General features: G+C 56.6%; 20 protein-coding genes. 8 read left to right on the forward strand and 12 right to left on the reverse strand.

The genetic code is table 11. The annotated features are described in order from the left end of the window. Positions 1–43: 43 nt before the first annotated feature. From AFIC_RS15575 to AFIC_RS15615, 9 genes are all read right to left on the reverse strand, one after another. Positions 44–2566: an arsenate reductase (azurin) large subunit gene (locus tag AFIC_RS15575; protein WP_275247115.1), complete on the reverse strand. Its 2523-nt coding sequence runs from the start codon at positions 2564–2566 to the stop codon at positions 44–46. A gap of 11 nt (positions 2567–2577) precedes the next feature. Then, entirely contained in the window at positions 2578–3102 is a 525-nt protein-coding gene (locus AFIC_RS15580; RefSeq protein WP_275247116.1) for an arsenate reductase (azurin) small subunit, read from the reverse strand. Positions 3103–3371: 269 nt separating this feature from the next. Continuing rightward, complete coding sequence (locus tag AFIC_RS15585) at positions 3372–4658, reverse strand: sigma-54-dependent transcriptional regulator (RefSeq protein ID WP_420833348.1); 1287 nt, start codon at positions 4656–4658, stop codon at positions 3372–3374. 37 nt (positions 4659–4695) lie between these two features. Next, complete coding sequence (locus AFIC_RS15590; RefSeq protein WP_275247118.1) at positions 4696–6114, reverse strand: sensor histidine kinase; 1419 nt, start codon at positions 6112–6114, stop codon at positions 4696–4698. 5 nt (positions 6115–6119) lie between these two features. Continuing rightward, entirely contained in the window at positions 6120–6950 is an 831-nt protein-coding gene (locus tag AFIC_RS15595) for a substrate-binding domain-containing protein (protein ID WP_338063142.1), read from the reverse strand. Positions 6951–7132: 182 nt separating this feature from the next. Next, positions 7133–7933: a sulfite exporter TauE/SafE family protein gene (locus AFIC_RS15600; RefSeq protein ID WP_420833404.1), complete on the reverse strand. Its 801-nt coding sequence runs from the start codon at positions 7931–7933 to the stop codon at positions 7133–7135. Positions 7934–8274: 341 nt separating this feature from the next. Then, positions 8275–8670 carry an arsenate reductase (glutaredoxin) gene (gene arsC / locus AFIC_RS15605; protein WP_275247121.1) on the reverse strand — a complete coding sequence of 132 codons (396 nt, stop codon included), beginning with the start codon at positions 8668–8670 and terminating at the stop codon, positions 8275–8277. Next, positions 8667–9716, reverse strand: a complete 1050-nt coding sequence (arsB, locus tag AFIC_RS15610) for an ACR3 family arsenite efflux transporter (RefSeq protein WP_275248760.1) — start codon at positions 9714–9716, stop codon at positions 8667–8669. The genes arsC and arsB overlap by 4 nt, the downstream gene beginning before the upstream one ends. Before the next feature lie 36 nt (positions 9717–9752). After that, positions 9753–10118, reverse strand: a complete 366-nt coding sequence (locus AFIC_RS15615) for an ArsR/SmtB family transcription factor (protein ID WP_275247122.1) — start codon at positions 10116–10118, stop codon at positions 9753–9755. A 121-nt stretch (positions 10119–10239) separates the two neighbouring features. Between AFIC_RS15615 and AFIC_RS15620 the strand changes: the two genes are divergently transcribed. Genes AFIC_RS15620 through AFIC_RS15630 form a run of 3 tightly spaced genes read left to right on the forward strand, consistent with a single transcriptional unit; the run spans position 10240 to position 13190 of the window. Continuing rightward, complete coding sequence (locus AFIC_RS15620; RefSeq protein WP_275247123.1) at positions 10240–10554, forward strand: ArsR/SmtB family transcription factor; 315 nt, start codon at positions 10240–10242, stop codon at positions 10552–10554. A gap of 49 nt (positions 10555–10603) precedes the next feature. Further along, on the forward strand, positions 10604–11965 hold the full coding sequence (locus AFIC_RS15625) for an FAD-dependent oxidoreductase (protein WP_420833349.1): 1362 nt from the start codon (positions 10604–10606) through the stop codon (positions 11963–11965). 4 nt (positions 11966–11969) lie between these two features. After that, the gene (locus AFIC_RS15630; protein WP_275247124.1) at positions 11970–13190 is read left to right on the forward strand and encodes an MFS transporter; all 1221 of its coding nucleotides are present in this window, start codon (positions 11970–11972) and stop codon (positions 13188–13190) included. Positions 13191–13219: 29 nt separating this feature from the next. On the opposite strand, the gene AFIC_RS15635 is transcribed toward AFIC_RS15630, so the two are convergent. Continuing rightward, complete coding sequence (locus AFIC_RS15635; protein ID WP_425583827.1) at positions 13220–13627, reverse strand: MerR family transcriptional regulator; 408 nt, start codon at positions 13625–13627, stop codon at positions 13220–13222. Positions 13628–13688: 61 nt separating this feature from the next. Between AFIC_RS15635 and AFIC_RS15640 the strand changes: the two genes are divergently transcribed. The 4 genes from AFIC_RS15640 (at position 13689) to AFIC_RS15655 (ending at position 19969) form a co-directional block, all read left to right on the forward strand. Beyond that, positions 13689–14405 carry a cation efflux transmembrane domain-containing protein gene (locus AFIC_RS15640; protein ID WP_275247126.1) on the forward strand — a complete coding sequence of 239 codons (717 nt, stop codon included), beginning with the start codon at positions 13689–13691 and terminating at the stop codon, positions 14403–14405. Between the two features lie 637 nt (positions 14406–15042). Beyond that, on the forward strand, positions 15043–15450 hold the full coding sequence (locus AFIC_RS15645) for a FixH family protein (RefSeq protein ID WP_275247127.1): 408 nt from the start codon (positions 15043–15045) through the stop codon (positions 15448–15450). Beyond that, the gene (locus tag AFIC_RS15650; protein WP_275247128.1) at positions 15447–16850 is read left to right on the forward strand and encodes an efflux RND transporter periplasmic adaptor subunit; all 1404 of its coding nucleotides are present in this window, start codon (positions 15447–15449) and stop codon (positions 16848–16850) included. The genes AFIC_RS15645 and AFIC_RS15650 overlap by 4 nt, the downstream gene beginning before the upstream one ends. After that, positions 16847–19969, forward strand: coding sequence for an efflux RND transporter permease subunit (locus AFIC_RS15655; RefSeq protein ID WP_275247129.1), 3123 nt, complete (start codon positions 16847–16849; stop codon positions 19967–19969). Before AFIC_RS15650 ends, AFIC_RS15655 begins: the two co-directional genes overlap by 4 nt. A 250-nt stretch (positions 19970–20219) precedes the next feature. Here AFIC_RS15655 and AFIC_RS15660 read toward each other — a convergent pair whose 3' ends face one another. Together AFIC_RS15660 and AFIC_RS15665 are read right to left on the reverse strand one after the other, a co-directional pair. Beyond that, a complete protein-coding gene (locus tag AFIC_RS15660) occupies positions 20220–20759 on the reverse strand; it encodes an isochorismatase family protein (protein ID WP_275247130.1) in 540 nt (179 codons plus the stop codon). A gap of 4 nt (positions 20760–20763) precedes the next feature. Further along, complete coding sequence (locus AFIC_RS15665; RefSeq protein ID WP_275247131.1) at positions 20764–21384, reverse strand: TetR/AcrR family transcriptional regulator; 621 nt, start codon at positions 21382–21384, stop codon at positions 20764–20766. Positions 21385–21477: 93 nt separating this feature from the next. Between AFIC_RS15665 and AFIC_RS15670 the strand changes: the two genes are divergently transcribed. Next, positions 21478–23028, forward strand: coding sequence for a 4-hydroxyphenylacetate 3-hydroxylase family protein (locus AFIC_RS15670; protein ID WP_275247132.1), 1551 nt, complete (start codon positions 21478–21480; stop codon positions 23026–23028).

Genomic DNA, 23028 nt, shown 5'->3' on the forward strand with positions numbered 1-23028 from the left:
CTCAATCGAAAAGGGGATTCTTCATGGAATCCCCTGCTCGCAATCAAGTTACATACTCGCTCGACTTGAAGGACAAATGCTTCACTCCTTCCGGAGCATCAGCGATCTTACGAATGTTGCCCCATGTCTGCTTGTAGTTCGGGACGATCAGCTCATTCACCCCTTTGGAGACCACATTGCCTTGCACGCCCGTCGGATAGCCGAACAGCATGAAAGCCTGTTTCCGCTTTGCGGTCGGTGTCGGGAGTGTCATCGCCTGCGTTGAGCCATTGTCGTTATAGATCTCAACCAGGTCACCCTCTTTCAGGCCAAGCTCGGTCATGTCAGACGGGTTCATCTCGATAAACGGATAGGGCCACCGGTCCATGACAAGTTCATTGTCAACGTCCAGATAAGCACTCTGCCACACGAGATTGGTACGGCCATTGTTGATCAGGAAGCGGAATTTTTCCTTCTCGGCTTGTTTGCCTGGAGCCTGAAGTCCCCGCCATGCAGACGCCGCAAACGAAGCTTTGCCGTCCTTGGAGTTGAATTTTCCATCCGCATAGAGACGCTTGGTGCCAACAATTTTCTGCTGATCACTGCTTGCAGCAGGAGAAGCGCCGGTTGAGGTGCCGCCTGCGACAGCTCCTGCCGCTTCCAATCCCGTCGCGGGCTCCTGAAAACCGTTGGTTCCCATGGCACGCAGACGCGCATACGTGACAAACTCACCGCCCTTTTCATGCTTGGCATAGCCATCCATGAATGCGTCTTCTTCCGTTTTCCAATCGAAGCCTTTGAATTTATCGGCAACGTCCTTTTTGCCGATTTCACGAAACACCCGCTCAAGATTGTTGGCGAGGCGTGCGGCAATGAGACAATCAGGCATCGATTGCCCTGGCGGGTCCATGTACCGCTCTGTCAGGCGCATGCGCCGTTCGCCATTCATCGATGTCAGATTCATTTCACCGGACGTCGCCGCAGGAAGAACGACGTGGCATGCTTCACCGATCTTGGTTGGCACAATATCGATGTTCACGGCAAATAGGCCGCCTTTTGCGATTGCATCGGTGATGGCTTTAACCATCGCGTTGCGATCGCCGTACGGAACCGCATTCATGGCGTCTTTAACGATGTCGGTTCTCTTCTTGTAGACCTTCTTGAACTCCATTGCATTCAGGGTGGTCTTGTAGTGGTCACATCCCCAGATGTGATGAACCGCTCCTTTTCCCCCGATGAGCAATTGATCGACATAAGCGGCAGGCTTACCGACGTGTGCATCAGACGGCCGCGAATAGCCTTCCTGATGTCCACCCATGCGAACACAACCGCCACCAGGCCGTCCGATATTACCGGTGGCAAGAGCAACATTCACGAGCGCCTGGTTGGTTCTGTAGTTGTCGTTCCCCCAGATCAGGCCCTTCTCGTAGGCAAACATCGCACGCCGGCGTGCGCCGCCCGCTTTGGGTTCGGCAATCCAAGTGATCGCCTTGACGATATCGGCTTCGCTAAGTCCTGTGACCTTGGCCGCATCGGCGACCGAAACTTTATTGGCGGCCACCGCCTTATCGAAGTCCTTGGTGCTGGCTTGAATGAACGATTTATCAATCCAGCCCTTGTCGGCAGCGTATGTAAACCAGGCGTTGAAGAGAATGAGATCCGTGCCGGAATTCAATGCAAGGTGAAGGACATTGTCCTTCCCGGCTTCGACTTCACAGGCATTGACGGTGACCGTACGCCTCGGATCAACAATAACGATGCGCGCGCGATCCACCGGCTCGTTACCGAATTCGGCTTTCTTCTTGTCGGATGTCGAACCTCGTAAATTCGGTATCCAATGATTGAGAAAGTAATTGGTTTGGGTCTCTAGGGCGTTCGTGCCGACGGCAACGATAGTGTCGGCCAATTCGGCATCTTCGTAACAATTGTTAAGTTCGCCGATGCCCATATCACGCGTTCCATGAACCTCGGAATTGTAGGCGGGGCGATTATGGATACGGATATTCTTGATCTTCATCGCACCGAAATAGAGCTTGCCCGTGCCCCAGGTGTTTTCATAGCCGCCACCGGCACCACCATGGTCATAGGCTGAGACGAAAAGTGCATCTTCGCCCTGTTTGGCGATCACGGCCGCGGTTACCCTGGCAACCAAATCAAGCGCGTCATCCCAGCTTGTCGGCTGCATTTGCCCATAGCGCCATACGAGAGGATCTGTTAGCCGCTGAAGCTGCGTGTTGCGCTGGCGCGAGTAACTCATCTCAGCGATCCGGGCGCCCCTTGGCGATCCAAGACCCGAGTTGACCACGCAGTTTTTGTCGGGCTTGACGACCAGGTGCACATCGTGGCCGTTCTGCTTCACGATGTTGTACATCGAAGGCGCATACCAATTGCCTGTGTCCGATTCCTGCTGCTTGGAAAGGTCGACTCCAAATTTATTCTGATTTGGCGCAGTCCCACCTTCATAGCGGGCATCCCAAGTATAAGCCTTGTAGCCGCATCCGACGATGCAGTAGTGGCAGACGACGTTGTGCTCTTTTGCGTCCGCAGGAATGATCGGAAGATGACCGATTTGGCGCTTGTACGTCATGTTCTTTCTCCTCACAAAACGTTCGAGAGACGGCCGTAGAGCAGTTCATCTACGCCCTCGGCGTAGATGTCGCCCTTCTCGTCGATACGAAGCGTGTATTGCGGGAGGTTCTGCGTCGCCTGCCCCCAAATTTGCTGACCACCTTTCTCGCAATCGAACCGCGAGTAATGGCCGGGGCAGTTCATCGTCTTGTCGGAGGCGACATAATTCAGCGGGAAGCCCTTATGCGGGCAGACTGTCGTAAATCCAACGATATCGCCGTCGGCACCAACACCACCCACAACTCGTTGCCCGAGCTTGATCAAGACACCTGGCGCATCATCATCCGGGTAGTTGACGGCAAGCGGCTCATTCACTTTCAGATCGGCGACATTGCCGAGTCTGCTTTTTGGGTAACGAATTAATGTCGAGGGTGCTTGGTCAGCTTTTGCTTCAGTCGATAAAACTGAAACGGCGGCGGCGGCCGCGGTCATTGCGCCCGCACTGCTCAGAAAATGACGGCGGCCAGCATCGACCAACTTGTCGCAACTTTTCATGATGATCTCCCCAGATCATTGCTTGTTTTGTCCCATCGGACGGGGAGCACCTTGCAGGGATCGCGCCAATCAACCTTGGCGTTGAAACACTTGAACTTTCGGGTGCGCAACGGTCGCAGGTAGCCAGCACATGTTCGGGCTTCCGAACATGTTGCAGTGCCGTTGGTTCAGGAATGCGAACGATAGTGTGCTGCTTGCTGGAGCAGCCTCCAATCGTAATTCGTCTACGTCTCACGGCGCCTTAAGGAGGCTCCGGTCACATCAATCGGTCATTGAGTCATGCCCGGGTCATCGGTACTTAAGCCAAGCCGCCGCATTTTTTCCCAAAGAGTGGTTCGACCAATCCCCAGAATCTTCGATGCCGTCCCGATTTCACCGTTCGCGGTTTGAAGGACGCGAAGAATGTGACGCCGCTCTGCGTCTTGCCTGACGTCTTCCAGGGATTCCAGATTCTCGCGTGAGGCGCTTCGTTCCGTCGCAGGAAACAAATCGCCGGGCATAATCCATTCATCCAGACCAAGCGCAACGGCGCGCTCGACCCTATTTCTGAGTTCACGAACGTTTCCAGGCCATGGGTAATGTAAGGCGGATTGTTCCGCGAGCGCGCTAAATCGTCTGATGTCGCGGCTTGCCGTTGCCGAGAACTCATTCAGGAATTTGTTCATCAGCCAAGGAATGTCATCGCGGCGCGCGCGAAGGGAAGGGACATCGATCGTGACCACATTGATTCGGTAATAGAGATCCTCACGAAAGCGCCCCTTTTGAACAAGCTCGAACAAGTTCTGGTTGGTAGCCGCAATCAATCGGCCACTGAAAGGCAGAGCGGCCTCGCCCCCTACCCGGTTGAATTTTCGTTCCTCAAGTAGTCGCAGCAGCTTCGCCTGAAGCTCAAGCCGCATATCGCCGATCTCATCCAAGAATAAGATTCCGGCGCCGCTTCGTTCGGCATATCCAACGTGCCGCTGCGCTGCTCCGGTGAAAGCTCCTTTTTCATGGCCAAAAAGTTCGCTTTCCATCAATTCAGAAGGAATGGCAGCACAATTGACCGCAATGAATGGCTGCTCACTACGCGGCGACGTTGCATGCAGGAAACGAGCAGCAACCTCTTTACCGCTACCTGTTTCTCCCGTGAGCAGGACAGTGGATGGTAGAGGAGCTAGCCGTTCGATTAAGTGAGCAAGATCTTTAGCAGGCTGGGAATATCCAAGCGCCTCGGAGACAATCGAAGATTGCTGAGGTCTAAAAATCTCGGCGAGGCGTGTCAGAAACCGGTCCATATCGAATGGCTTCGTCACATAATCCCGTGCTCCAGCACGCATCAGCCTGACGGCTTGGTCGATATCTCCCTGCCCCGTAATGAACATGAAGGGAGCCGCATTGCCGCTTCGGGTCGCTTCAGTGAAAAATTGCTCACCGTTCATGTCAGGAAGCCGAATATCGCAGACTATGGCGTCGAAGCGACTGCTTTCGATTTCTTTGACCGCGGTTTCGCCGTCCTGCCACCATTTGACACCGATGCCATCCAGCGTCAGCCGTTGGATCAGGCTTTCACCCATGACTGGATCGTCCTCTACCAGTCCAACTAATCGTTGTTCACGCGGCACTGGCCAACTCCGGTCTTGTAAGAGGGATATGAATGAGAATTTCCGTGCCTGGCTCCGCCGGCCGGATGCTAATGCGCCCGCCCAGTTGAACGACAAGCCTACTCGTTGTCCAAAGACCGAGTCCCCCTTCGGACCGGGGCGGAGTGAGGTTAGTTGCTGTGAGAACCTCAGCGGCCCAGTCTGGCAAACCTGGGCCGCAGTCCTTTACGACTATTTCGAGCTGCTCATCGCTGCTTGTCGTGAGCGTGATGGTCGCGCCATCAGGTGAGGCAGCTATCGCGTTAAGGAGTAAATTCAAAATCGCCTGTCTGATCGGCGTCGCCGGAACAGGCATCTTCTCGACAAGACCGTTGATCATCTCGATCCGTATGGACCGGCGCTTCGCTTCCGGCGCGACGAGAAGTTTAAGATCATCGATGTCACTCGGCTCCAGCGGCCTTGATTGATTGTCGGAGCGGTAGACCGTCAGCGTTGTCCTCACGGTATCTTTGATGCCATTTAGGCCACGCTCAAGCAGAGCCAACGAACGCTCCCGGACATGTTCAATAGCGCCGTGGCTCTTGAGTGTGGAAAGAGCATTGAAAAGGCCGCCGAGCGGATTGTTGATCTCGTGAGCCAGCGACGAAGCCAAACGTCCCAGACTGCCAAGACGTTTTTCTTCAGCCAACCGTATCGCAAGCTCTTCACGATCTCGCATCGACCGGACCAACGCGTTGTAGGACCTGAAGAGACGACGGAATTCGCCGGACGTCTTTGACAAGTCTGAGGACGGTATAAAATCAGCATGGCCGTCCTGAGCTGCGCCAAGATGATCCGTGAGCACCCTGACCGGTGACATCATCCGCATCACTAAAAACCAACCTGCCAACGCAAGCGTGAGCGTAAGGACGCCATTGCTGATCGTTAAGGCCCACAGAACATCCCGCCGTTCAGCGGCAAGATGGCGTGTGTCGAATGTTGCAAAAATGATCCCGGCCGTTCGACCTGGATACGAAAGCACACGCATCGCGCTCGCGGTGTTCGCGCCTGCCTCGAAGCTGAATTTGCTAGCGGGCAAGGTTGCGGTGATTTGTGAGCCGATGGGATGGATGCGAGGATCTGACGCAGCGATCACGTATCTATCTGCATTGGTGACGATCGTCTCGGTAGCGCGCAGGCCGCGGTTTATCGTTTTGGCTCTGTCGATAGCGTCGTAAACTTCCCAATTATCTTCGCGCAAAAGCGCAGGCGTAATTGAGGACGATAGACCGTCCAGATAACTTTGTGAAAGGTCGGACAGGAAACGAGTCTGTGTTTCTTCGAGACGACGCAGAACCTGCTCCGAAACGATCACACCGACCGTAATCATCAGGGCCGCAACGGCAAGCGGGACTTTAACTGTAACGGGCCATTTCCCGAGGCGGGTCATCGATATTATCCCGCTGCTGCAACCAAGGCCGCTTTCGCCGCGATGGTTTCGTAAAGGCTTGGCTGCTCGCTAGCGAAGCCATCGAGCTGGAGCATGGCCAGAACCGCCCGCCCTTCTTCGGTTTTATGGATATCGAGAAGAGCGGCTTTTAGTAGCGAAAATTTCTGGCTGTCCGGTGGGTTCTTCCGTGCGGCAATAGGGGGAAAGCCCAGCCATTCAGACGCTGAAAGAACGCGCGTACCTGACACGAGCGCAGGTTCGAGGTTTGCAACCACATCGTAGACGTAGCCATCCACCGACCCTGACTGAGCAAGACCGGACGCGACCGCACGAATGACATTGCGATGCCCATAGGTGAAGATAGATCTGCGGAAGAAGTTCTCCGGCCTTACATCCATCGCCGCGAGTTGGGCCCGGGTAACAAGAAAGCCGGAATTCGAATCCGGATCTGAGAAAGCGTGAATATCTCCCCGCAGATCTGCCAGCGTTTGAGCGTCTCGCGCTTTGTCGACGATGAGATAGGATTGATACAGTGGCTTCTGATGCCAGAGCGCCACAGCAACGAGCTGTAGTTCACGGTGATGCGCAACGTAGGGATAACCGCAAATCCACGCAGCATCCAACTGACCAGAAATCAGCATAGCCGTGATTTCTTGATAGGTGCGCCGCTCGACCAGATTTACCGGAAGGCCGGTTGTAAGTTGAAGATAGGATTGCAGCCGACCAAGAAGCTCCAGGTCCGACGTCAAAAAAACGGGTGTAAGGCCGAAATGGATCGCCCTTTCCGATGCCGGTTCGGATGAGGCATGAGCGTGCTTCGAAAGCAGCAGCGCCACTCCACTCCCTAAGACCGCACGACGCGATAACTCAGCCCTGGACGCCATTCGACCTCTCCAGACATATGGACAAGTCTAGCGGCATTTAAAATCGTTATAAAGCTCACCCTTGAAAGTTGCAGCGCACAATCCCGATGGGACCGCTCCAGATTTTGTCCGAGTGAGCGAAGGAACTCGTCGCTTCAGCGATGCTTCCAGACCTTCACTGCAGACAGAAGCAAAATAACGGCAAGAAGCGGAAGCAACACATGACTAGGTATCAAGCCAAGTAAACGGCCACCGATAAAGCTGCCTGCGATAGACCCTAATGCCATAAAAGCGACGAACCCTAGATTTGCGCCAAGAATGCTGAAACTACGATCCTGGCTATAGCGCGCGAATCCGACGAGCATTGTCGGCAGGCTGACGGCCAGCGACAGGCTCCCTGCAAGCTTGATGTCAGCGCCAAATAATAAGACGAGCGTCGGAATGAGCAGCTCACCGCCAGCTACACCCATCAAGGCCGCAACGACGCCAATAAAAAAACCTGCCACGATCCCAGCCACAACTTGCAGTGGACCGTGAAGCAATGCAGCCCCTCCGGTTACGTTATGACCAAGAAGAAGGATCAGAGCGATAAGGACCAGCAAGCCCGCGATGATGCGATACAGTGTCTGGGATTTAAGCTGAATAGCCCATCCCGCCCCAAACCACGCTCCAATCAAACTTCCCGCGAGCAAGTTCACGACGACAAGCCAGTTGTCGGCTATTGCCGACAACGGAATCGTAGCCGCACGCGAAGGGAGAGCCGAGGCAACAACGACTAGGCTCATGGCTTTATTGAGAATAATGGCGGCAAGCGGCGCAAAATTGAACCAGCCAATTAAAATAGGCAGGCGAAATTCAGCGCCGCCAAGGCCTATAAGGCCACCCAGCGCACCGATGAGCGCGCCAAATCCAAACGCTGCAGCTTTATTCGGCTGGTTGGTTGTCGATGTTTCAATGCTCACGCGCGAACCTCGCGCGCTTGATTAATGAAGGCGTTCGCCAACCGCTTAGCAGCTGGGATTTCCAACATGGACTCGCCGATGAAAAAGGGGATAGCACAAAGAATGTTGAGCATTGGGCACAGGAAAGCTGGCGCTATGAGCGCGTTTGCTTAAAACCCGTTTCCCGTCGTGCCGGTCGCTTCACGTGGCTGCTTACGGCAAACCCGTGGGGCACCTTTTAATACCAAGTTTTATCTTTCAGGAAAATGCCGAATTTAGATCACCGGTGAATCATGACGCTTGAGCGGCATCTTATTTAGCAAGACCAATTGGGTCTACTGAGCAAGCAGTGAAGGTCATTCGATAATCTCGCCGTCCTCTTTCACGAACCTGCGAACAGGATGATCGAGCAAGGCGAGGACCGTTTCCGAAGGACGGCAAAGCTTCGTACCCTTGGAAGTTATAACAATCGGCCGGTTGATAAGAATCGGATGAGCCAACATGAAGTCCAGCAATTCGTCATCAGACCATTTTGGATCATCTAGCCCGAGCTCCTTGTAAGGAGTACCTTTTTCTCTCAGCAGACCTCGGACGGGCATCCCCAATGCGGCAATCAGTTCTTTCAGTCGCTCACGTGGTGGCGGGGTCTTTAAATATTCGATCACGACCGGTTCTTCGCCACTCTGTTTGATCATCGCAAGCGTATTGCGCGACGTCCCACAGGCAGGGTTATGGTAGATTGTCACGGTCATGACCGAATTTCAGCGGACTCGCGGGATACTCCCGCCTCGTACCATCCTCGCGTGGCCTTTACGATCCGCACGACCGAAAGCATCACAGGCACCTCAACCAGTACGCCAACAACGGTCGCCAGTGCCGCGCCGGAATTCAAGCCGAATAGGCTGATGGCGGCAGCAACTGCGAGCTCGAAGAAATTACTAGCACCAATCAGAGCCGCAGGGGCGGCTACACACCAGGCCACACCGAAGCGACGGCTTAGCCAATACGCGATGCCTGCATTGAGATAGACCTGGATCAAGATCGGCACTGCGAGAATCGCGATCACGATAGGCTGCCGCAGGATTTGTTCACCTTGAAAGCCGAACAGCAGCACCAAGGTTGCCAGAAGAGCGATGAGCGAGACCGGCTGAAGCCGCGCCAAAGTCCGCTCAAAGAGTCCATTGCCCGCCCGGATCATGGAGCCTCGCCAAAGCTGGGCAACCACGACGGGGACGACGATGTAAAGCACCACGGACAACAATAAGGTGGCCCATGGCACTGTTATGGAAGCAACACCGAGCAACAGGCCAACGAGCGGCGCAAACAAGAACACCATAAGGACGTCGTTGAGCGCGACCTGACTGAGTGTGTAGTGAGGCTCGCCTTCGCAGAGATTCGACCATACAAAGACCATCGCAGTGCACGGTGCTGCCGCCAGCAGAATAAGTCCGGCAATGTAGGACGGGATTTGCGCTGAGGGCAGCATCGGAGCAAAGACGTGCCCGATGAAAAAGCTGCCGAGCAGAGCCATCGAGAAGGGCTTCACTGCCCAATTGACGAACAGTGTCACACCGACGCCGCGCCAATGTTCACGAACGCTTCCCAGCGCTCCGAAATCGATCTTGAGCAGCATCGGCACGATCATAAGCCAGATCAGCACTGCTACAGGAAGATTGACGTTAGCAATTTCGGCAGATGCAACGGTCGCGAAGAAGCCCGGCATCACATGGCCTAGAGCCACGCCCGCGACAATGCAGAGTGCGACCCAGAGTGTCAGATAGCGTTCGAAAGTATTCATCATTGCACCGGGTTAAATTGAACGGCGTCCCGACGATCAGGCGCGGGACTTTTCCTTTTTTGACTTTGTGGTGTCGCAAGCTTTGAGGCTGCTGAGAACTGGCGCACAGATATCCGGCCTGCCGCCGCAGCAGTCCTGCAGCAGAAACAGAGCGATGGACTGAAATGTCTGAAGATTGGCGCGATAGACGATCGTTCGGCTGCGGCGCTCGGATGTCACCAGGTCAGCCCGCGCAAGAACAGAAAGATGCGCCGAAAGCGTATTCTGAGGCACTTCCAGAATCCTGGCGAGGTCACCCGCAGGCAGACCATCTGGTTCCTGCTTCACCAAAATTTTGAAGGCCGCGAGACGCGTATTTTGCGCAAGCGCGGCCATCGCGAGGATGGCGAGTTCATTATCCATAAATCCAGATATATGGATATATTGTACCCTTGTCAACTGACTCTGAAAGCTCAATTCACGACATTTCAATTATTATAGAACTGTTGTTGACACTGCCCTCTCGTGTGTCATGATGCCACCCATGAAGATCGATGATGCAGCTGCCCGGCTTGAGGCTTTGGGCAACACAACCCGGTTGAAGATCTACCGAGCCCTCATTCGTGCGGGCCATGCCGGCATGCCGGCCGGGAAGCTGAGTGAGAAGCTTAAGGTAGCGGCATCTACAATGTCGTATCACCTCAAAGAGCTCATGATGGTGGGATTGGTTACGCAAAGGCGCGCAGGGAAGACCCTATTCTGCCATGCAGAATATGACACCATGCAAGGTTTGGTGGACTTCCTTGTTGCGGAATGCTGCGTCGAGGAAGGTTGCGCGGATACAAAATCGGCAGCGTAGTTTTGCCTTAGCGAATTATTCGATATTTCTCGAAGTATAGGAGATTTTCGTGAGCAAGAATGTCGTCGTTATCGGAGCGGGTCCTGTAGGCCTTGCCGCGGCTTCTCACCTTTTAGAGCGCGGTCTCAATCCTACGGTTCTTGAAGCGGGACCAGCAGTTGGCCACGCCGTTCGACAATGGAAGCACGTCCAGCTGTTCTCGCCCTGGGAATACAACGTCGATAAGGCCGCAGGACGCTTGTTGTCTTCAACGGGATGGAATTCACCTGCCCCGCATGTCTATCCGACGGGCCAAGAGCTACTTGAGCAATACCTCCAACCTCTGGCAACCCGTACCGTTTTAAAGGACATCATCCGCACGGCGAGCCGCGTCGTGGCCATCAGTCGTCTCGGTTACGATAAGGCAAAAACAAAGGGCCGAGAGAGTGCGCCGTTTGAAATTCGATATCAGAATGGCAAGGGCCCCGAAACATTACGCGCCGATGCCATTATCGACACCTCGGGAACGTGGTCGACGCCCAATCCTGCCGGTGCAAATGGCCTTCCCGCTATCGGAGAGTCCGGCCTGGCTAATCGCATAGCCTATGCAATGCCAGATATTCGCGGCACTCACCGGTCACGCTATGCAGGCAAGACGGTAGCCGTGCTGGGAGCCGGTCATTCTGCCATCGGCACGTTGATGGAACTGGCCCATCTTCAGGATGATGCGCCCGGCACTGAGATTCTTTGGCTGTTGCGAGGCTCGAATCCATCGAAGGCTTTTGGCGGCGGCGCGAACGATAAACTTGCCGCGCGGGGGGAACTAGGATCTGCCTTTGCGGCGATTGTTGCAGCAGGCAAAGTCCGCGTTGAGCCGGGCTTTAGTGTGAGCCACATTACGGCTGCCAACGAACGGCTTCGTATTGGCGCGGGATCAGCCTGTTGCGGGCGCCATGTCGTTGCCGACGAATTGATTGTCGCGACTGGCTTCCGCCCCGATCTCTCATTTCTTAGCGAACTGCGACTTGGCTTGGATCCAGCAATCGACGCGCCGGTGGCATTGGCCCCTTTGATAGATCCGAACGAGCACAGTTGTGGCACGGTACGTCCTCACGGCGCGCGGGAGTTGGCCCAGCCCGAGCCAGGGCTCTATCTGGCTGGCATGAAATCCTACGGTCGCGCCCCGACGTTTTTGATGATCACCGGCTACGAACAGGTGCGGTCGATTGCCGCCGACATCGCCGGGGACAAGGAGGCTGCCGCCCGCGTTGAATTGGAATTGCCGGAAACCGGCGTTTGCACACGGGGCGGTGTAGAGAGCGGTTCGGCTGCCGGGTGCTGCGGTGGCCCGGCGCCGGTTGGTGCGGATGCTTGTTGCAGCGACGATGCAATAGCCAAAGAAGCAGGCAAATCCGGATGCGGCTGCGCTTAAGGCCATGGTGACGAAGGATCGCCAGCTTCCGGTCATTCTCGTGCTTGGGACGACGCAGACGTTGGCCTGGGCATCGAGCTACTATCTACCGGCAATACTGGCCGATCCGATTGCCAACGATCTTGGGATTTCCAGCAATTGGTTCTTCGCAGCGTTCTCGGCGTCGCTTGTTATCTCAGGATTGCTCGGACCTCACATCGGGCGCCAAATTGATCTCGTTGGAGGCCGCCGCGTTTTATGCGCATCCAACGTAATCTTGGCAGCAGGATTAGCCCTGCTGGGAGTTTCCACATCGATCTGGATGATGCTGGGGGCTTGGCTGCTGCTCGGTGTCGGCATGGGACTTGGCCTCTACGATGCCGCATTCGCAGCTCTCGGACGCACCTACGGCGACGACGCACGAAGGGCGATCACGGGTATTACGCTGCTCGCCGGTTTTGCAAGCACGATCGGGTGGCCTTTAAGCTCCTTAGGCCTTGAACATTTTGGTTGGCGGCAAACCTGCTTTGCATGGGCTGCGGCGCATATCGTGATCGGCTTGCCGCTCAATCTGCTGCTACCTAAGACCGAATGCTCAAAGCATGAACACACAAACGGGATAACTCCGCATATCATCATCGATCGAACGATGGTGCTATTGGCCTTCGCTTTTGCTGCAGCCTGGACCGTGACGGCGGCGATGGCTGCCCATCTACCTCGGATCGTCGAATCTCTCGGCGCGACACCCGCCCAGGCCGTATTCGCAGGAGCAATGATTGGGCCTGCTCAGGTTGCAGCCCGAATTGCAGAAGCTGGCTTGCTCAAAAAGTACCATCCCTTGATCTCGACCAGATTAGCTTGCATCAGCCATCCCATCGGAGCCTGCCTTATCGGACTGCTCGGTGGTAGCGGGGCAGCTCTGTTTGCATTGTTGCATGGTGCCGGGAACGGAATCCTAACAATTGCCCGAGGCACCCTTCCCCTCGCGATTTTCGGCCCCGAAAATTATGGCTATCGTCTGGGTATCCTAGGTGCACCATCCCGCATTTGTCAGGCGCTCGCCCCGTTGGGATTTGGACTTCTCATCGACCTTTTTGGCGGCAAGGTTTTGATTATATCTTCATTGCTGAGTATCGCCGCATTGATGGCTTTGCTCATGCTTTCAGGCATGTCTCAGCACGTGGAAGACGACACGAACCAACATGTAAGCAAGGAATGTCCTCCCCCCGTGCAAGATATCGTTTGAATACTATCGGAGCCAAGATGTCCGCTATGCTAGTGGGCGCTAAAGGACAGACTCTCGATCACCCGACATTCACTCACGTGCCCGCACCCGCATTCATCAACCATACGCTGCAACTCAGCGCGAAGCGTGACGAGATCCATGATGCGTTGCTCTATCTCGGCGATGTGACGCCGCGCTATTTCATCAATCTGCGTGCAAGACTCGTTTGGCTTCGCGCTCAATGCCAAAAGTTCGCGGATCGCATCAACCTCGAATCCCAGATCGCGAGCGTGCCGGATAAACTTTAGCCGCGTAACATGTTCCGTGTTGTATCGGCGCTGCTGACCTCCGGTGCGTGGCGGGAGGGGCATCAATTCGATCTGCTCGTAGTAACGAATCGTCGGAACCTTGACCCCAGTGCGCCGCGCCAGTTCCCCGATTGAAATATCCATCGCCATAAACCCCTTGAACCTCTAGTCACTATAGAGATTACGGTGCTTCGCGAAAGGGAGACCCTGCATGGCAGACAATTGCCGCAATCACGAAACGAAGACCTGCTGCACGCCACCTCCGTTATTGCCACCGACAACAGCTGACGTGCTTGGGGCGCAAGATTGCTGCTGTTCTGGGGGAGTGCCGACCTTTGACGGCATGGATCCACGCTATAAGCAGATTCTCTGGATCGTTATCGGCCTCAACGGCGCAATGTTCTTGGCCGAGATGATTGCTGGTCAGCTTGCTGGATCGCAAGCATTGCAGGCAGATGCCCTCGATTTCCTTGGCGATACCATCACGTATGGGCTAAGCCTCGCCGTCATCGGCACATCGTTGCGTACACGAGCGACAGCCGCCCTGTTCAAGGGGCTTTCTCTGAGCGTAATGGGCGCTTGGGTGATCGGCTCGACAATTTACCGAACATTCGTGCTCGGTGTGCCGAGTGCCGAAGTAATGGGCATCATCGGCTTTATGGCTCTTGCCGCCAACCTTGCATCGGTTGGCCTCCTGATGCCTTACAAAGATGGTGATGCAAATGTGCGGTCGGTATGGCTCTGCTCCCGTAATGACGCCATCGGCAACGTGGCTGTGGTGTTCGCCGCGTTGGGCGTCTGGGGAACGACGACACCCTGGCCCGATCTGATCGTCGCTGCCGTCATGGCAGGAATTTTCCTGACCTCCGCTATTCAAATCCTGCAGCAGGCATGGAGCGAGTATTCAAAAAATCCGCTGCCGTCTTGAGTGCCAATCGAAACAGCTGGACTAATTCATCTTCCGCACATGTCCCAGACTACTAGGGTGCCGCCCTATATCACGGCTTCGTCAGCCCTAGAGGCTTTTCATTGGACGCCTCCTGTGAGATTTTACCCTCGTGAAACGTCAGGGAACCATAAATCGGTTGCTCGCGATCGCTATGATCGTGGGGCTTACTATGGCTCCGTTCTCCCGACCCGTTATGGCTGCGGCACCGCCCGACGCCTCAATGGCGGCGATGGCTGATCACGCATCCGCACCATCAGTGACGGATGACGCGGCTATTGATATGTCCGCAACGGACATGTCTCAAGATATGCCGTGCTGTCCATCAAAGGCTCCCTCCCCGGCTGGTTGTGACAAGTGCGTCTTCATGGCTGCCTGTGCGGCGAAGTGCTTTAGCGGCATATCTGCTTCGTTTTTCCAGCCATTTTTAGCTACTTCCGTACGGGTTGCTCTGCTGCGGAATGAATCCTGGCCCGATAGCCTCGCTCATCCACCTCCTCACCAACCTCCTCGAAGCTTGATCTGATCGGCGCTTTCCGCGCCGTGCTGCCGCGTGACTTGTTCACGCGGATCGACGCATGCCGTTCGCGGCAATCTTGATCATTCGAGGAATTTTAAAATGAAGAAGCTCTATTCACCGCGCGTCCTTCGGGCGGCGTTCGTTACACTTGCCGTGGCCGGTTCAATCACCGCAGCACGGGCGGACATCAAAAACTATGAATTCCAGCTCGTTGGACAGACCATTCATGCCGGTCCGGATCAGACCATCACAGTAAGGCTGGTCAATAAGACGACGGGCAAAGCTGTGCCCGACGCTGTGATCATCGCAACCCGGCTCGACATGGCTCCCGAGGGCATGCAGGAGATGGCTACAAAAGTCGTGGCTGTGCCCGGAGCCGAGGCTGGCACCTACAAGTTCAAAGCAACCTTCGGAATGGCGGGTCGCTGGCAGCTCTCGCTTGGTGCAAAGGTGCAAGGCGAGACAGGGACGGTTGAAAACAAGCTCGTCATCACGGCTCAAAAATGAGGACCGCCAGCGTAGTTGTCGCTGCCGCCGCCGCTTTTGCGGCGGTGGGTGGCGGTCTTATTGTCAATTCCAGCCCGGCAAAACTCACGAGACTTGCAATCATTGCCCCTGCCGCCGCCCAACCCAACGACGCAGCGGTCTATTACAGGGACCCTGACGGCAAACCGTTCTACTCGTCGGTGCCAAAGAAGACGGCAGACGGACGTGATTATGTGGCCGTTCCTTCGGCTGACGACGTCAATTTCGACAAACCTCCAGCAGCCGAGCACACATCCACGACGGCGGCGGACCGCCGGATCAAATACTACCGCAATCCGATGGGATTGCCTGACACATCGCCTACGCCCAAGAAGGACTCGATGGGGATGGATTACATCCCTGTGTACGAAGGTGAAGATACCGACGATGGATCGGTGAAGCTCTCGCCCGAGAAGATCCAGCGCACCGGCGTTCAATCAGAGCCCGCGATACCTCGCGTCATTCGAACTCTCGTTCGAGCGCCAGGCACAATCCAACTCGATGAGCGCCGGATTTCGGTGATCTCGATGCGATCGGAAAGCTGGATTCAGAAGGTCGCCAACGTCACCACAGGTACGAAAGTCACCAAGGGCGAGCCGCTCATGGAGATTTACAGCCCAGCGGTGGCATCAGCAGCGGCAGAATATCTTTCGACAATCAATTCTCCAGTGACCAGTGGGAATGAGCGTTACGGACGAGGGTCGCGCCAGCGGTTAATGAACCTTGACGTCCCGGACGCTGCAATTACCGCCATTGAAAAAAGCCGGACCGTTCCAATCGCCGTTGAGTGGTCCGCTCCGCGCGACGGCATTGTGCTTGAGCGTAACGCTGTCGAGGGCATGCGCGCGCAGCCCGGCGACGTTTTATTTCGGGTGGCAGATGTTTCGGTCGTGTGGGCAATGATTGATGTTGCCGAACGCGATCTGGGCGCAATAGCGGTGGGCCAGCCGGTCATCGTACGAGCCCGCAGCTTTCCGGGACGGCAATTCAAAGGAACGATCAGCGTCATCTATCCGCAGGTTAATCGCGATACACGGACGGCGCGGGTCCGCGTTGAATTGGCAAACCCGGACTATGCGCTCCTTCCCGATATGTATGTCGATGCGAATATCGATATCGGCAGTCCGCAGCCCGTGCTTGCCGTTCCCGAAAATGCCGTTCTTGATACCGGTAGCCGACAGGCCGTACTTATCGACAAAGGACAAGGCCGATTTGAACCGCGCGATGTCAAGCTCGGTCATCGTGGCAATGGTTACATCGAAATCCGCGAGGGTGTCAGCAAGGGCGAGCGGGTTGTTGTCTCTGCCAATTTCCTGATCGACGCCGAAAGCAATTTGAAGGCCGCCCTCAAGGGTTTTTCTGATGCGGGAGGGCAGCCATGATTGCCCGTGTTATCAGTTGGTCGGCCCGTAACCTGTTGCTGGTTTTGTTTGGTACAGGATTTGCGGCCGCCGCTGGCTTCTACGCACTGCTTCATCTTCCGCTTGATGCGATCCCAGACCTCTCCGACACGCAGGTGATCGTCTACACCGAGTATCCCGGCCAAGCGCCTCAGGTGATCGAGGATCAGGTCACTTACCCGCTGACGACGGCGATGCTCACCGTGCCACGCTCGAAAGTCGTGCGTGGGTTCTCATTCTTTGGCGTCTCTTTCGTCTACGTCATTTTCGAGGACGGCACCGACATCTATTGGGCACGATCGCGCGTGTTGGAATCTCTCAATAGCGCCGCCGCGCGACTGCCCACCGGGATAACGCCGACGATCGGTCCAGATGCCACCGGCGTTGGTTGGGTCTATCAATACGCTGTGATGTCGAAGGAGTTGAATCTTGCGGACACGCGCACCATCCAGGATTGGAATTTGAAATTTGCGCTGGCGAAGGCCCAAGGCGTGGCGGAAGTGGCCAGCGTCGGCGGGTTTGTCAAGCAATACAACGTCATTCTTGATCCGCAGCGCATGCGTGACCTTGGCATCACCATGCAGAAGATGCGCGACGCTATCCGTGCCAGCAATGCCGATGTCGGTGGCAGGACGGTGGAGCTCTCAGAATTCGAATACGTCATCCGCGGCAAGGGGTATCTGAAGAATATCAATGACCTCGGCAATATTGTGCTTAAGACAAACAATGGCACGCCGGTTTTGCTGCGCGATGTTGCTCGCGTCGAACTCGGACCCGACGAGCGCCGCGGCATTACCGAGCTCAATGGTGAGGGAGAAGTCACAAGCGGCATCGTGTTGCAACGTTTTGGTGCCAACGCGCTCGACGTCATCGATAACGTCAAGAAGCGGTTCAAGGAAATTGCCAGCAGTCTGCCAAAATCGGTCGAGATTGTTCCAGTTTATGACCGCTCCAATCTGATCAATGCAGCCATAGCCACCCTCAAGCATACGTTGCTCGAGGAAAGTGCCATCGTCGCGCTGGTTTGCATCATCTTCCTGCTGCATGTCCGCAGCGCACTGGTCGCGATCCTCATGCTGCCGGTCGGAGTGCTGATGGCGTTCAGCGCGATGAAGCTGCTCGGGATCGGCTCAAACATAATGAGTCTCGGCGGTATCGCGATTGCGATCGGTGCCATGGTCGATGCGGCCATTGTCATGATCGAGAATGCGCATAAGCATCTGGAACGGGCCCAACCTGGGCAGTCGAGAATCGACATACTGATCGCGGCGGCGTCGGAGGTCGGCCCCGCGCTGTTCTTCAGCTTGCTGATTATCACTGTGTCGTTCATGCCGATCTTCACGCTGGAGGCACAGGAAGGGCGGATGTTCAGTCCGCTGGCCTTCACCAAGACATTTTCAATGGCTGCTGCAGCTTTGTTGTCGGTGACGCTGGTCCCGGCGCTGATGATCATCTTCGTGCGCGGCAAAATCGTTCCGGAACACAAAAATCCGATCAACCGCTTCCTGATCTGGATCTATCGCCCCGTCATCAAAGCGGTGATGCGCGCCAAAGGGTTGGTGATCGTGCTGTCATTGGCGGTTCTGGCAGTGACGATCTGGCCCGCGCGGCAGCTCGGCACTGAATTTATGCCAAACCTCAACGAAGGCACACTGCTCTTTATGCCGACGACACTGCCAGGCATTTCCGTCACCAAAGCGGGTGAGCTACTGCAGATGCAAGACAGGATCATCCGGTCGTTTCCAGAGGTTGCGTCCGTTTACGGCAAAGCTGGCCGCGCTTCGACGGCGACCGATCCCGCGCCGCCGGAAATGTTCGAGACCATCATCAACCTGAAGCCAAAGGAGGAGTGGCGTCCCGGCGTGACGATCGACAGTCTGATTGCGGAGATGGACAAGGCACTGCAGTTTCCGGGCGTCTCGAACGCCTGGACCATGCCGATCAAAGCGCGCATCGACATGCTGTCGACCGGCATCCGAACGCCAGTTGGCGTCAAAGTGATGGGACCCGATCTCGTCGAAATCGACAAGCTCGCAAAGAAAATCGAGCAGGTGTTAAAGGCTGTCCCCGGCACCTCTTCGGCTTATGCGGAACGCGCGATAGGCGGTTACTATCTCGACATTACGCCCGATCGCGCCGCCTTGGCGCGCTATGGCATCATGGTGCAGGACGTCCAGGATGTGATCGCGACCGCACTCGGCGGCCAAACTGTGACGACGACAGTGGAAGGTAGAGAGCGCTTCAGTGTGAATATGCGCTATCCGCGGGATATGCGCGACAATCCGCAAGCCATCGCGAATGATGTCCTCGTGCCGATGCCGGCCGGTGGCGGGGTGCCACTTGGCGAGGTTGCGAAGATCGAGCTGGCGAGGGGGCCGACCTCGATTCGCACCGAAAACGGACAGTTGGCTACATACATCTATGTCGATATTCGCGATCGTGATCTCGGCGGTTACGTTGCAGATGCCCAGCAGGCGGTGCAGGCCAGCATCAAGTTTCCACCGGGCTATTATGTGGTGTGGAGCGGCCAGTACGAATATCTCGAGCGCGCTGCGGCTCGCCTCAAGATCGTCGTGCCCGTGACGCTGATGATTATCTTCTTGCTTCTGTACCTTAACTTCCGCTCCATCACAGAAACCATGATCGTGATGCTGTCGCTGCCATTCGCACTGGTAGGCGGGCTCTGGCTGATGTGGTGGCTCGGCTTTAATCTGTCCGTTGCAGTGGTCGTCGGCTTCATCGCTCTTGCTGGTGTCGCCGCCGAAACCGGTGTCGTTATGCTGATCTACCTCAATCAAGCGCTCCTCGAGATACAAGCGAAGTGCAAGATGGAAGGTCGTGCTCTATCACGGGACGATCTTCATGATGCGATCATGGAGGGCGCAGTTGAGCGTGTCCGGCCCAAGATCATGACGGTGGTCGCCATCATGGCAGGGCTTTTGCCGATCATGTGGAGCTCAGGTACAGGATCAGAGATTATGCAGCGGATCGCTGTGCCGATGATTGGAGGCATGATCTCTTCCACCCTTCTGACCCTCATAGTCATTCCGGCGATCTTTGGATTGATTAAGGGAATTGGTTTGAAGGATGCAGGCGGCTAAATGAGCCGTCGCTCGAAGGCTTTAAAATTCACGGAAAGCGGGCGAAAGCGATCGACTTCAGGGCACAATATTGGTACACATGGAGGCGTCGGGATTTCAATAAATGCCTGATTTTATTGGTTTCTTGGTGAATTCAGGGCAATCCCTCCCTCTCCGCCATACTGCCCTCAGATTCCTTCCTCGAAAGCCGGCAAGGGCCTCTCTGTCAGCAGAGAACAAGGTCAAGTCACCGGCTTTGCGGGCGTGACCGTCATTTCTCCTTGATCAACGCAATCGCATCCCGAAAATTGCGATGCTCGGCCGTCTGAAGCCATTCGAAGACGACCATCTCCGTCGTGACGATCTCCGCGCCATGACGTTCCATGCGCCGGATCGCGGTTTCCTTGTCTTCCGGGCTGCGTGAGCCCAGCGCATCGCGCACGACATAAGTCTTCCGGGAAGCGTTCAACAGGCCGAGCACCGTTTGCTGGACGCAGACATGCGCCTCGCACCCGGCAACGACGACATGCGCATCGGCGGGAATGCGGTCGAGAAAACCGTTTTCCCGGCACGCGTCGAAGAACTGCTTGTGAACCAACGGGCCTTTCTCCACGGGCAATTCCTTGACGGTCGGACCGAGGCCCTTGGCGTTCTGCTCGGTGAACATGAAGGGGATGCCGGCCAGTCCCGCCATTTCGATCAGCCTGTTCGCATTCCGGATCGCAACCGCACCTGCATCGATCGCGGGCATCAGGCGCGACTGGAAATCGACGACGAGCAAAAGTGAACGCCTGGGATCAATCGTGAGCATCGTTCTAGCCTTCGGAGAGGTGGGTGATCCGGTCCTTGACGTACGCTTCCATCCGGTCCGCGGCGGATGCGCCGAACATGCGAATGCGCCCGGTGTGAAGCAGCAAAAGCAACCCGGTGGCGTGCGCGAAGCAATCGACCATGAGAAGATTGGCCTTCTGCCGCGAGGCGCCGAGTTCGAGCGCCGCATCGGCGATGGGACGCAGCGCGGCTTCGAGCGTCGCGTTCAGGGTCTCGTCGCGCGCGCGCCCGAGCCCGGCTGGTTTCATGCCGCCCCGGAACAGGTAGAAGCCAAGATCGAGATCCCGTGGATTCTCCGTATAGAACCGGAAGAAGCCCATCGCCGCCGCCTTCAGCCTCTGCGCGGCAGTTCGCGTCTGCGCGACCGCCGCGTGAACCGCCGCACCAAGCGACGCAAGCGAGGCCTTCAGCACCTCCGCATAGATATCTTCCTTGGATTCGAAGTAAAAATAGAGCGCGGCAGGCGTGTAGCCGGCCCTGACCGCGATCGCCCTGAGGCTCGCGCCCTCAAGCCCCTCCTCGGCGAAAATCTGCTTCGCCGCATCGAGAATGAGTTCGCGCTTGTGTTCGCTGACCGCCTCGCGCCGGCTCTGCCGCTTTTGCACTACGTGGGTCCCTCGAATCCAGCTTGACAGTAATTCTAACAGCGTTAGATTTTTTAACACTGTTCAATAACTGAGACAAGTGGGAGAGGCGCCATGTTGATGTCGGCGGACGGCTACCGGGAATCGCTTCGCGCCTACAAGCCGCGGGTCTTCATCAACGGACAGGCCGTGGAAAGCGTGGCCGACGAACCGCTGCTCGCGCCCGGCATCGCGGGCGTGGGCGTCACCTACGATTTCGCGCTGCGCGAGGAGCACGCGCCGGTCATGACGGCGCGGCAGGCGACCTCCGGAAAGATCGTCAACCGGATGCTCCACATCGACGAGACGTCGCAGGACCTGCTGTACAAGCTCGAAGCCGTGCGCCTCGTCTGCAAGACATCCGGCTGCGCCCAGCGCTATCTCGCGCACGATGCCTTCAACGGCCTGTATCAATCCACGGCTCTGACGGATGCGCGCCACGGCACCGATTACAGCGAGCGCTTCCTCGCCTACCTTCACGAGGCTCAGGAGAAGGACCTCACGCTTGGCATCGCGATGACCGACGCCAAGGGCGACCGATCGAAACGGCCGGGACAGCAGGTCAACCCGGACGTCTATGTGCACATCAAGGAACGGCGCAAGGACGGCATCGTCATCCGCGGCACCAAGGCGATCGTCACCGGCGCGCCCTATATGCACGAATTTCTCGTGATGCCATGCCGCACGCATGCGCCGGAGGACAAGGATTGCGCGGTGTGCTGCGCCGTTCCTTGCGATGCGCCCGGCGTGACCATCATCGCGCGTCCCGCGGGCCGCCCCGGCGAAGCTTCCGCCAAATTTTCCGGCAAATACGGCCAGTCGGTCGGCGTCGTGATCTTCGACGACGTCTTCGTGCCGCACGAGCGCGTCTTCCTTGCGGGCGAGACCGAGGAAGGCGGCTTCCTCACGACGTCCTATGCCACGCACCACCGCCATTCCTGCATCGGCGCCCGCGCGGGGTTCGGCGATCTCCTGATCGGCGCCGGAGCGCTGATGATCGAGGCCAACGGGCTCGATGTCGAGCGCCATGCCCACATCCGTGAAGCGATGGTCGAACTCATCACCATCACGGAAGGCTTCTACGCCTGCGGCGTCGCTTCGTCGGTTTACTGCACGAAGGACCCCGCCGGATCGGTGATGCCGGATGCGGTGTTCTCCAACATCGGCAAACTGCTGCTCGCCACCAAGATTTATGACATGCACCGGGTCGCCCATTATGTCTCGGGCGGCCTGATCGTCGCGCTGCCGGGGCCCGATGAAGACCACAACCCGGAAACCAAGGCTTCGCTCGCCGCCGTCATGGGCGGCAGGCCCGATATTCCCGCCGAACAGCGGGCCGAGGTCGCGCGCTTCATCGAGGACCTGACGGTTTCACACGAAGCGGGCTGGTACTCGGTGATCTCGCTGCACGGCGGCGGCTCGCCGGAAGCGATGAAGCGCGAAATCTGGCGCAATTATCCGGTGATGGAAAAGGTCGAACTGGTGGAGAGCCTGCTCGATCGCGGCGTTCTCGACGAAGGCCGCCGTGTCTCCAGGCAACCCGGCCGCTGCTGCGCCACGGGTTGTGAGGTGCCCGAGCCGCCTCAGGCCGTTAAGGCGCCAGTTCTCGGGAACGCGGCGGAATAG

Source organism: [Pseudomonas] carboxydohydrogena, assembly GCF_029030725.1.
Taxonomy (GTDB): domain Bacteria; phylum Pseudomonadota; class Alphaproteobacteria; order Rhizobiales; family Xanthobacteraceae; genus Afipia; species Afipia carboxydohydrogena.

Bases quoted from the DNA above. Each gene is read 5' to 3' on its own strand.
- AFIC_RS15575 (WP_275247115.1), bottom strand. From the start codon at position 2,566: ATGACGTACAAGCGCCAAATCGGTCATCTTCCGATCATTCCTGCGGAC.
- AFIC_RS15580 (WP_275247116.1), bottom strand. From the start codon at position 3,102: ATGAAAAGTTGCGACAAGTTGGTCGATGCTGGCCGCCGTCATTTTCTG.
- AFIC_RS15585 (WP_420833348.1), bottom strand. From the start codon at position 4,658: ATGGGTGAAAGCCTGATCCAACGGCTGACGCTGGATGGCATCGGTGTC.
- AFIC_RS15590 (WP_275247118.1), bottom strand. From the start codon at position 6,114: ATGACCCGCCTCGGGAAATGGCCCGTTACAGTTAAAGTCCCGCTTGCC.
- arsC (WP_275247121.1), bottom strand. From the start codon at position 8,670: ATGACCGTGACAATCTACCATAACCCTGCCTGTGGGACGTCGCGCAAT.
- arsB (WP_275248760.1), bottom strand. From the start codon at position 9,716: ATGAATACTTTCGAACGCTATCTGACACTCTGGGTCGCACTCTGCATT.
- AFIC_RS15615 (WP_275247122.1), bottom strand. From the start codon at position 10,118: ATGGATAATGAACTCGCCATCCTCGCGATGGCCGCGCTTGCGCAAAAT.
- AFIC_RS15620 (WP_275247123.1), top strand. From the start codon at position 10,240: ATGAAGATCGATGATGCAGCTGCCCGGCTTGAGGCTTTGGGCAACACA.
- AFIC_RS15630 (WP_275247124.1), top strand. From the start codon at position 11,970: ATGGTGACGAAGGATCGCCAGCTTCCGGTCATTCTCGTGCTTGGGACG.
- AFIC_RS15635 (WP_425583827.1), bottom strand. From the start codon at position 13,627: ATGGCGATGGATATTTCAATCGGGGAACTGGCGCGGCGCACTGGGGTC.
- AFIC_RS15640 (WP_275247126.1), top strand. From the start codon at position 13,689: ATGGCAGACAATTGCCGCAATCACGAAACGAAGACCTGCTGCACGCCA.
- AFIC_RS15645 (WP_275247127.1), top strand. From the start codon at position 15,043: ATGAAGAAGCTCTATTCACCGCGCGTCCTTCGGGCGGCGTTCGTTACA.
- AFIC_RS15650 (WP_275247128.1), top strand. From the start codon at position 15,447: ATGAGGACCGCCAGCGTAGTTGTCGCTGCCGCCGCCGCTTTTGCGGCG.
- AFIC_RS15655 (WP_275247129.1), top strand. From the start codon at position 16,847: ATGATTGCCCGTGTTATCAGTTGGTCGGCCCGTAACCTGTTGCTGGTT.
- AFIC_RS15660 (WP_275247130.1), bottom strand. From the start codon at position 20,759: ATGCTCACGATTGATCCCAGGCGTTCACTTTTGCTCGTCGTCGATTTC.
- AFIC_RS15670 (WP_275247132.1), top strand. From the start codon at position 21,478: ATGTTGATGTCGGCGGACGGCTACCGGGAATCGCTTCGCGCCTACAAG.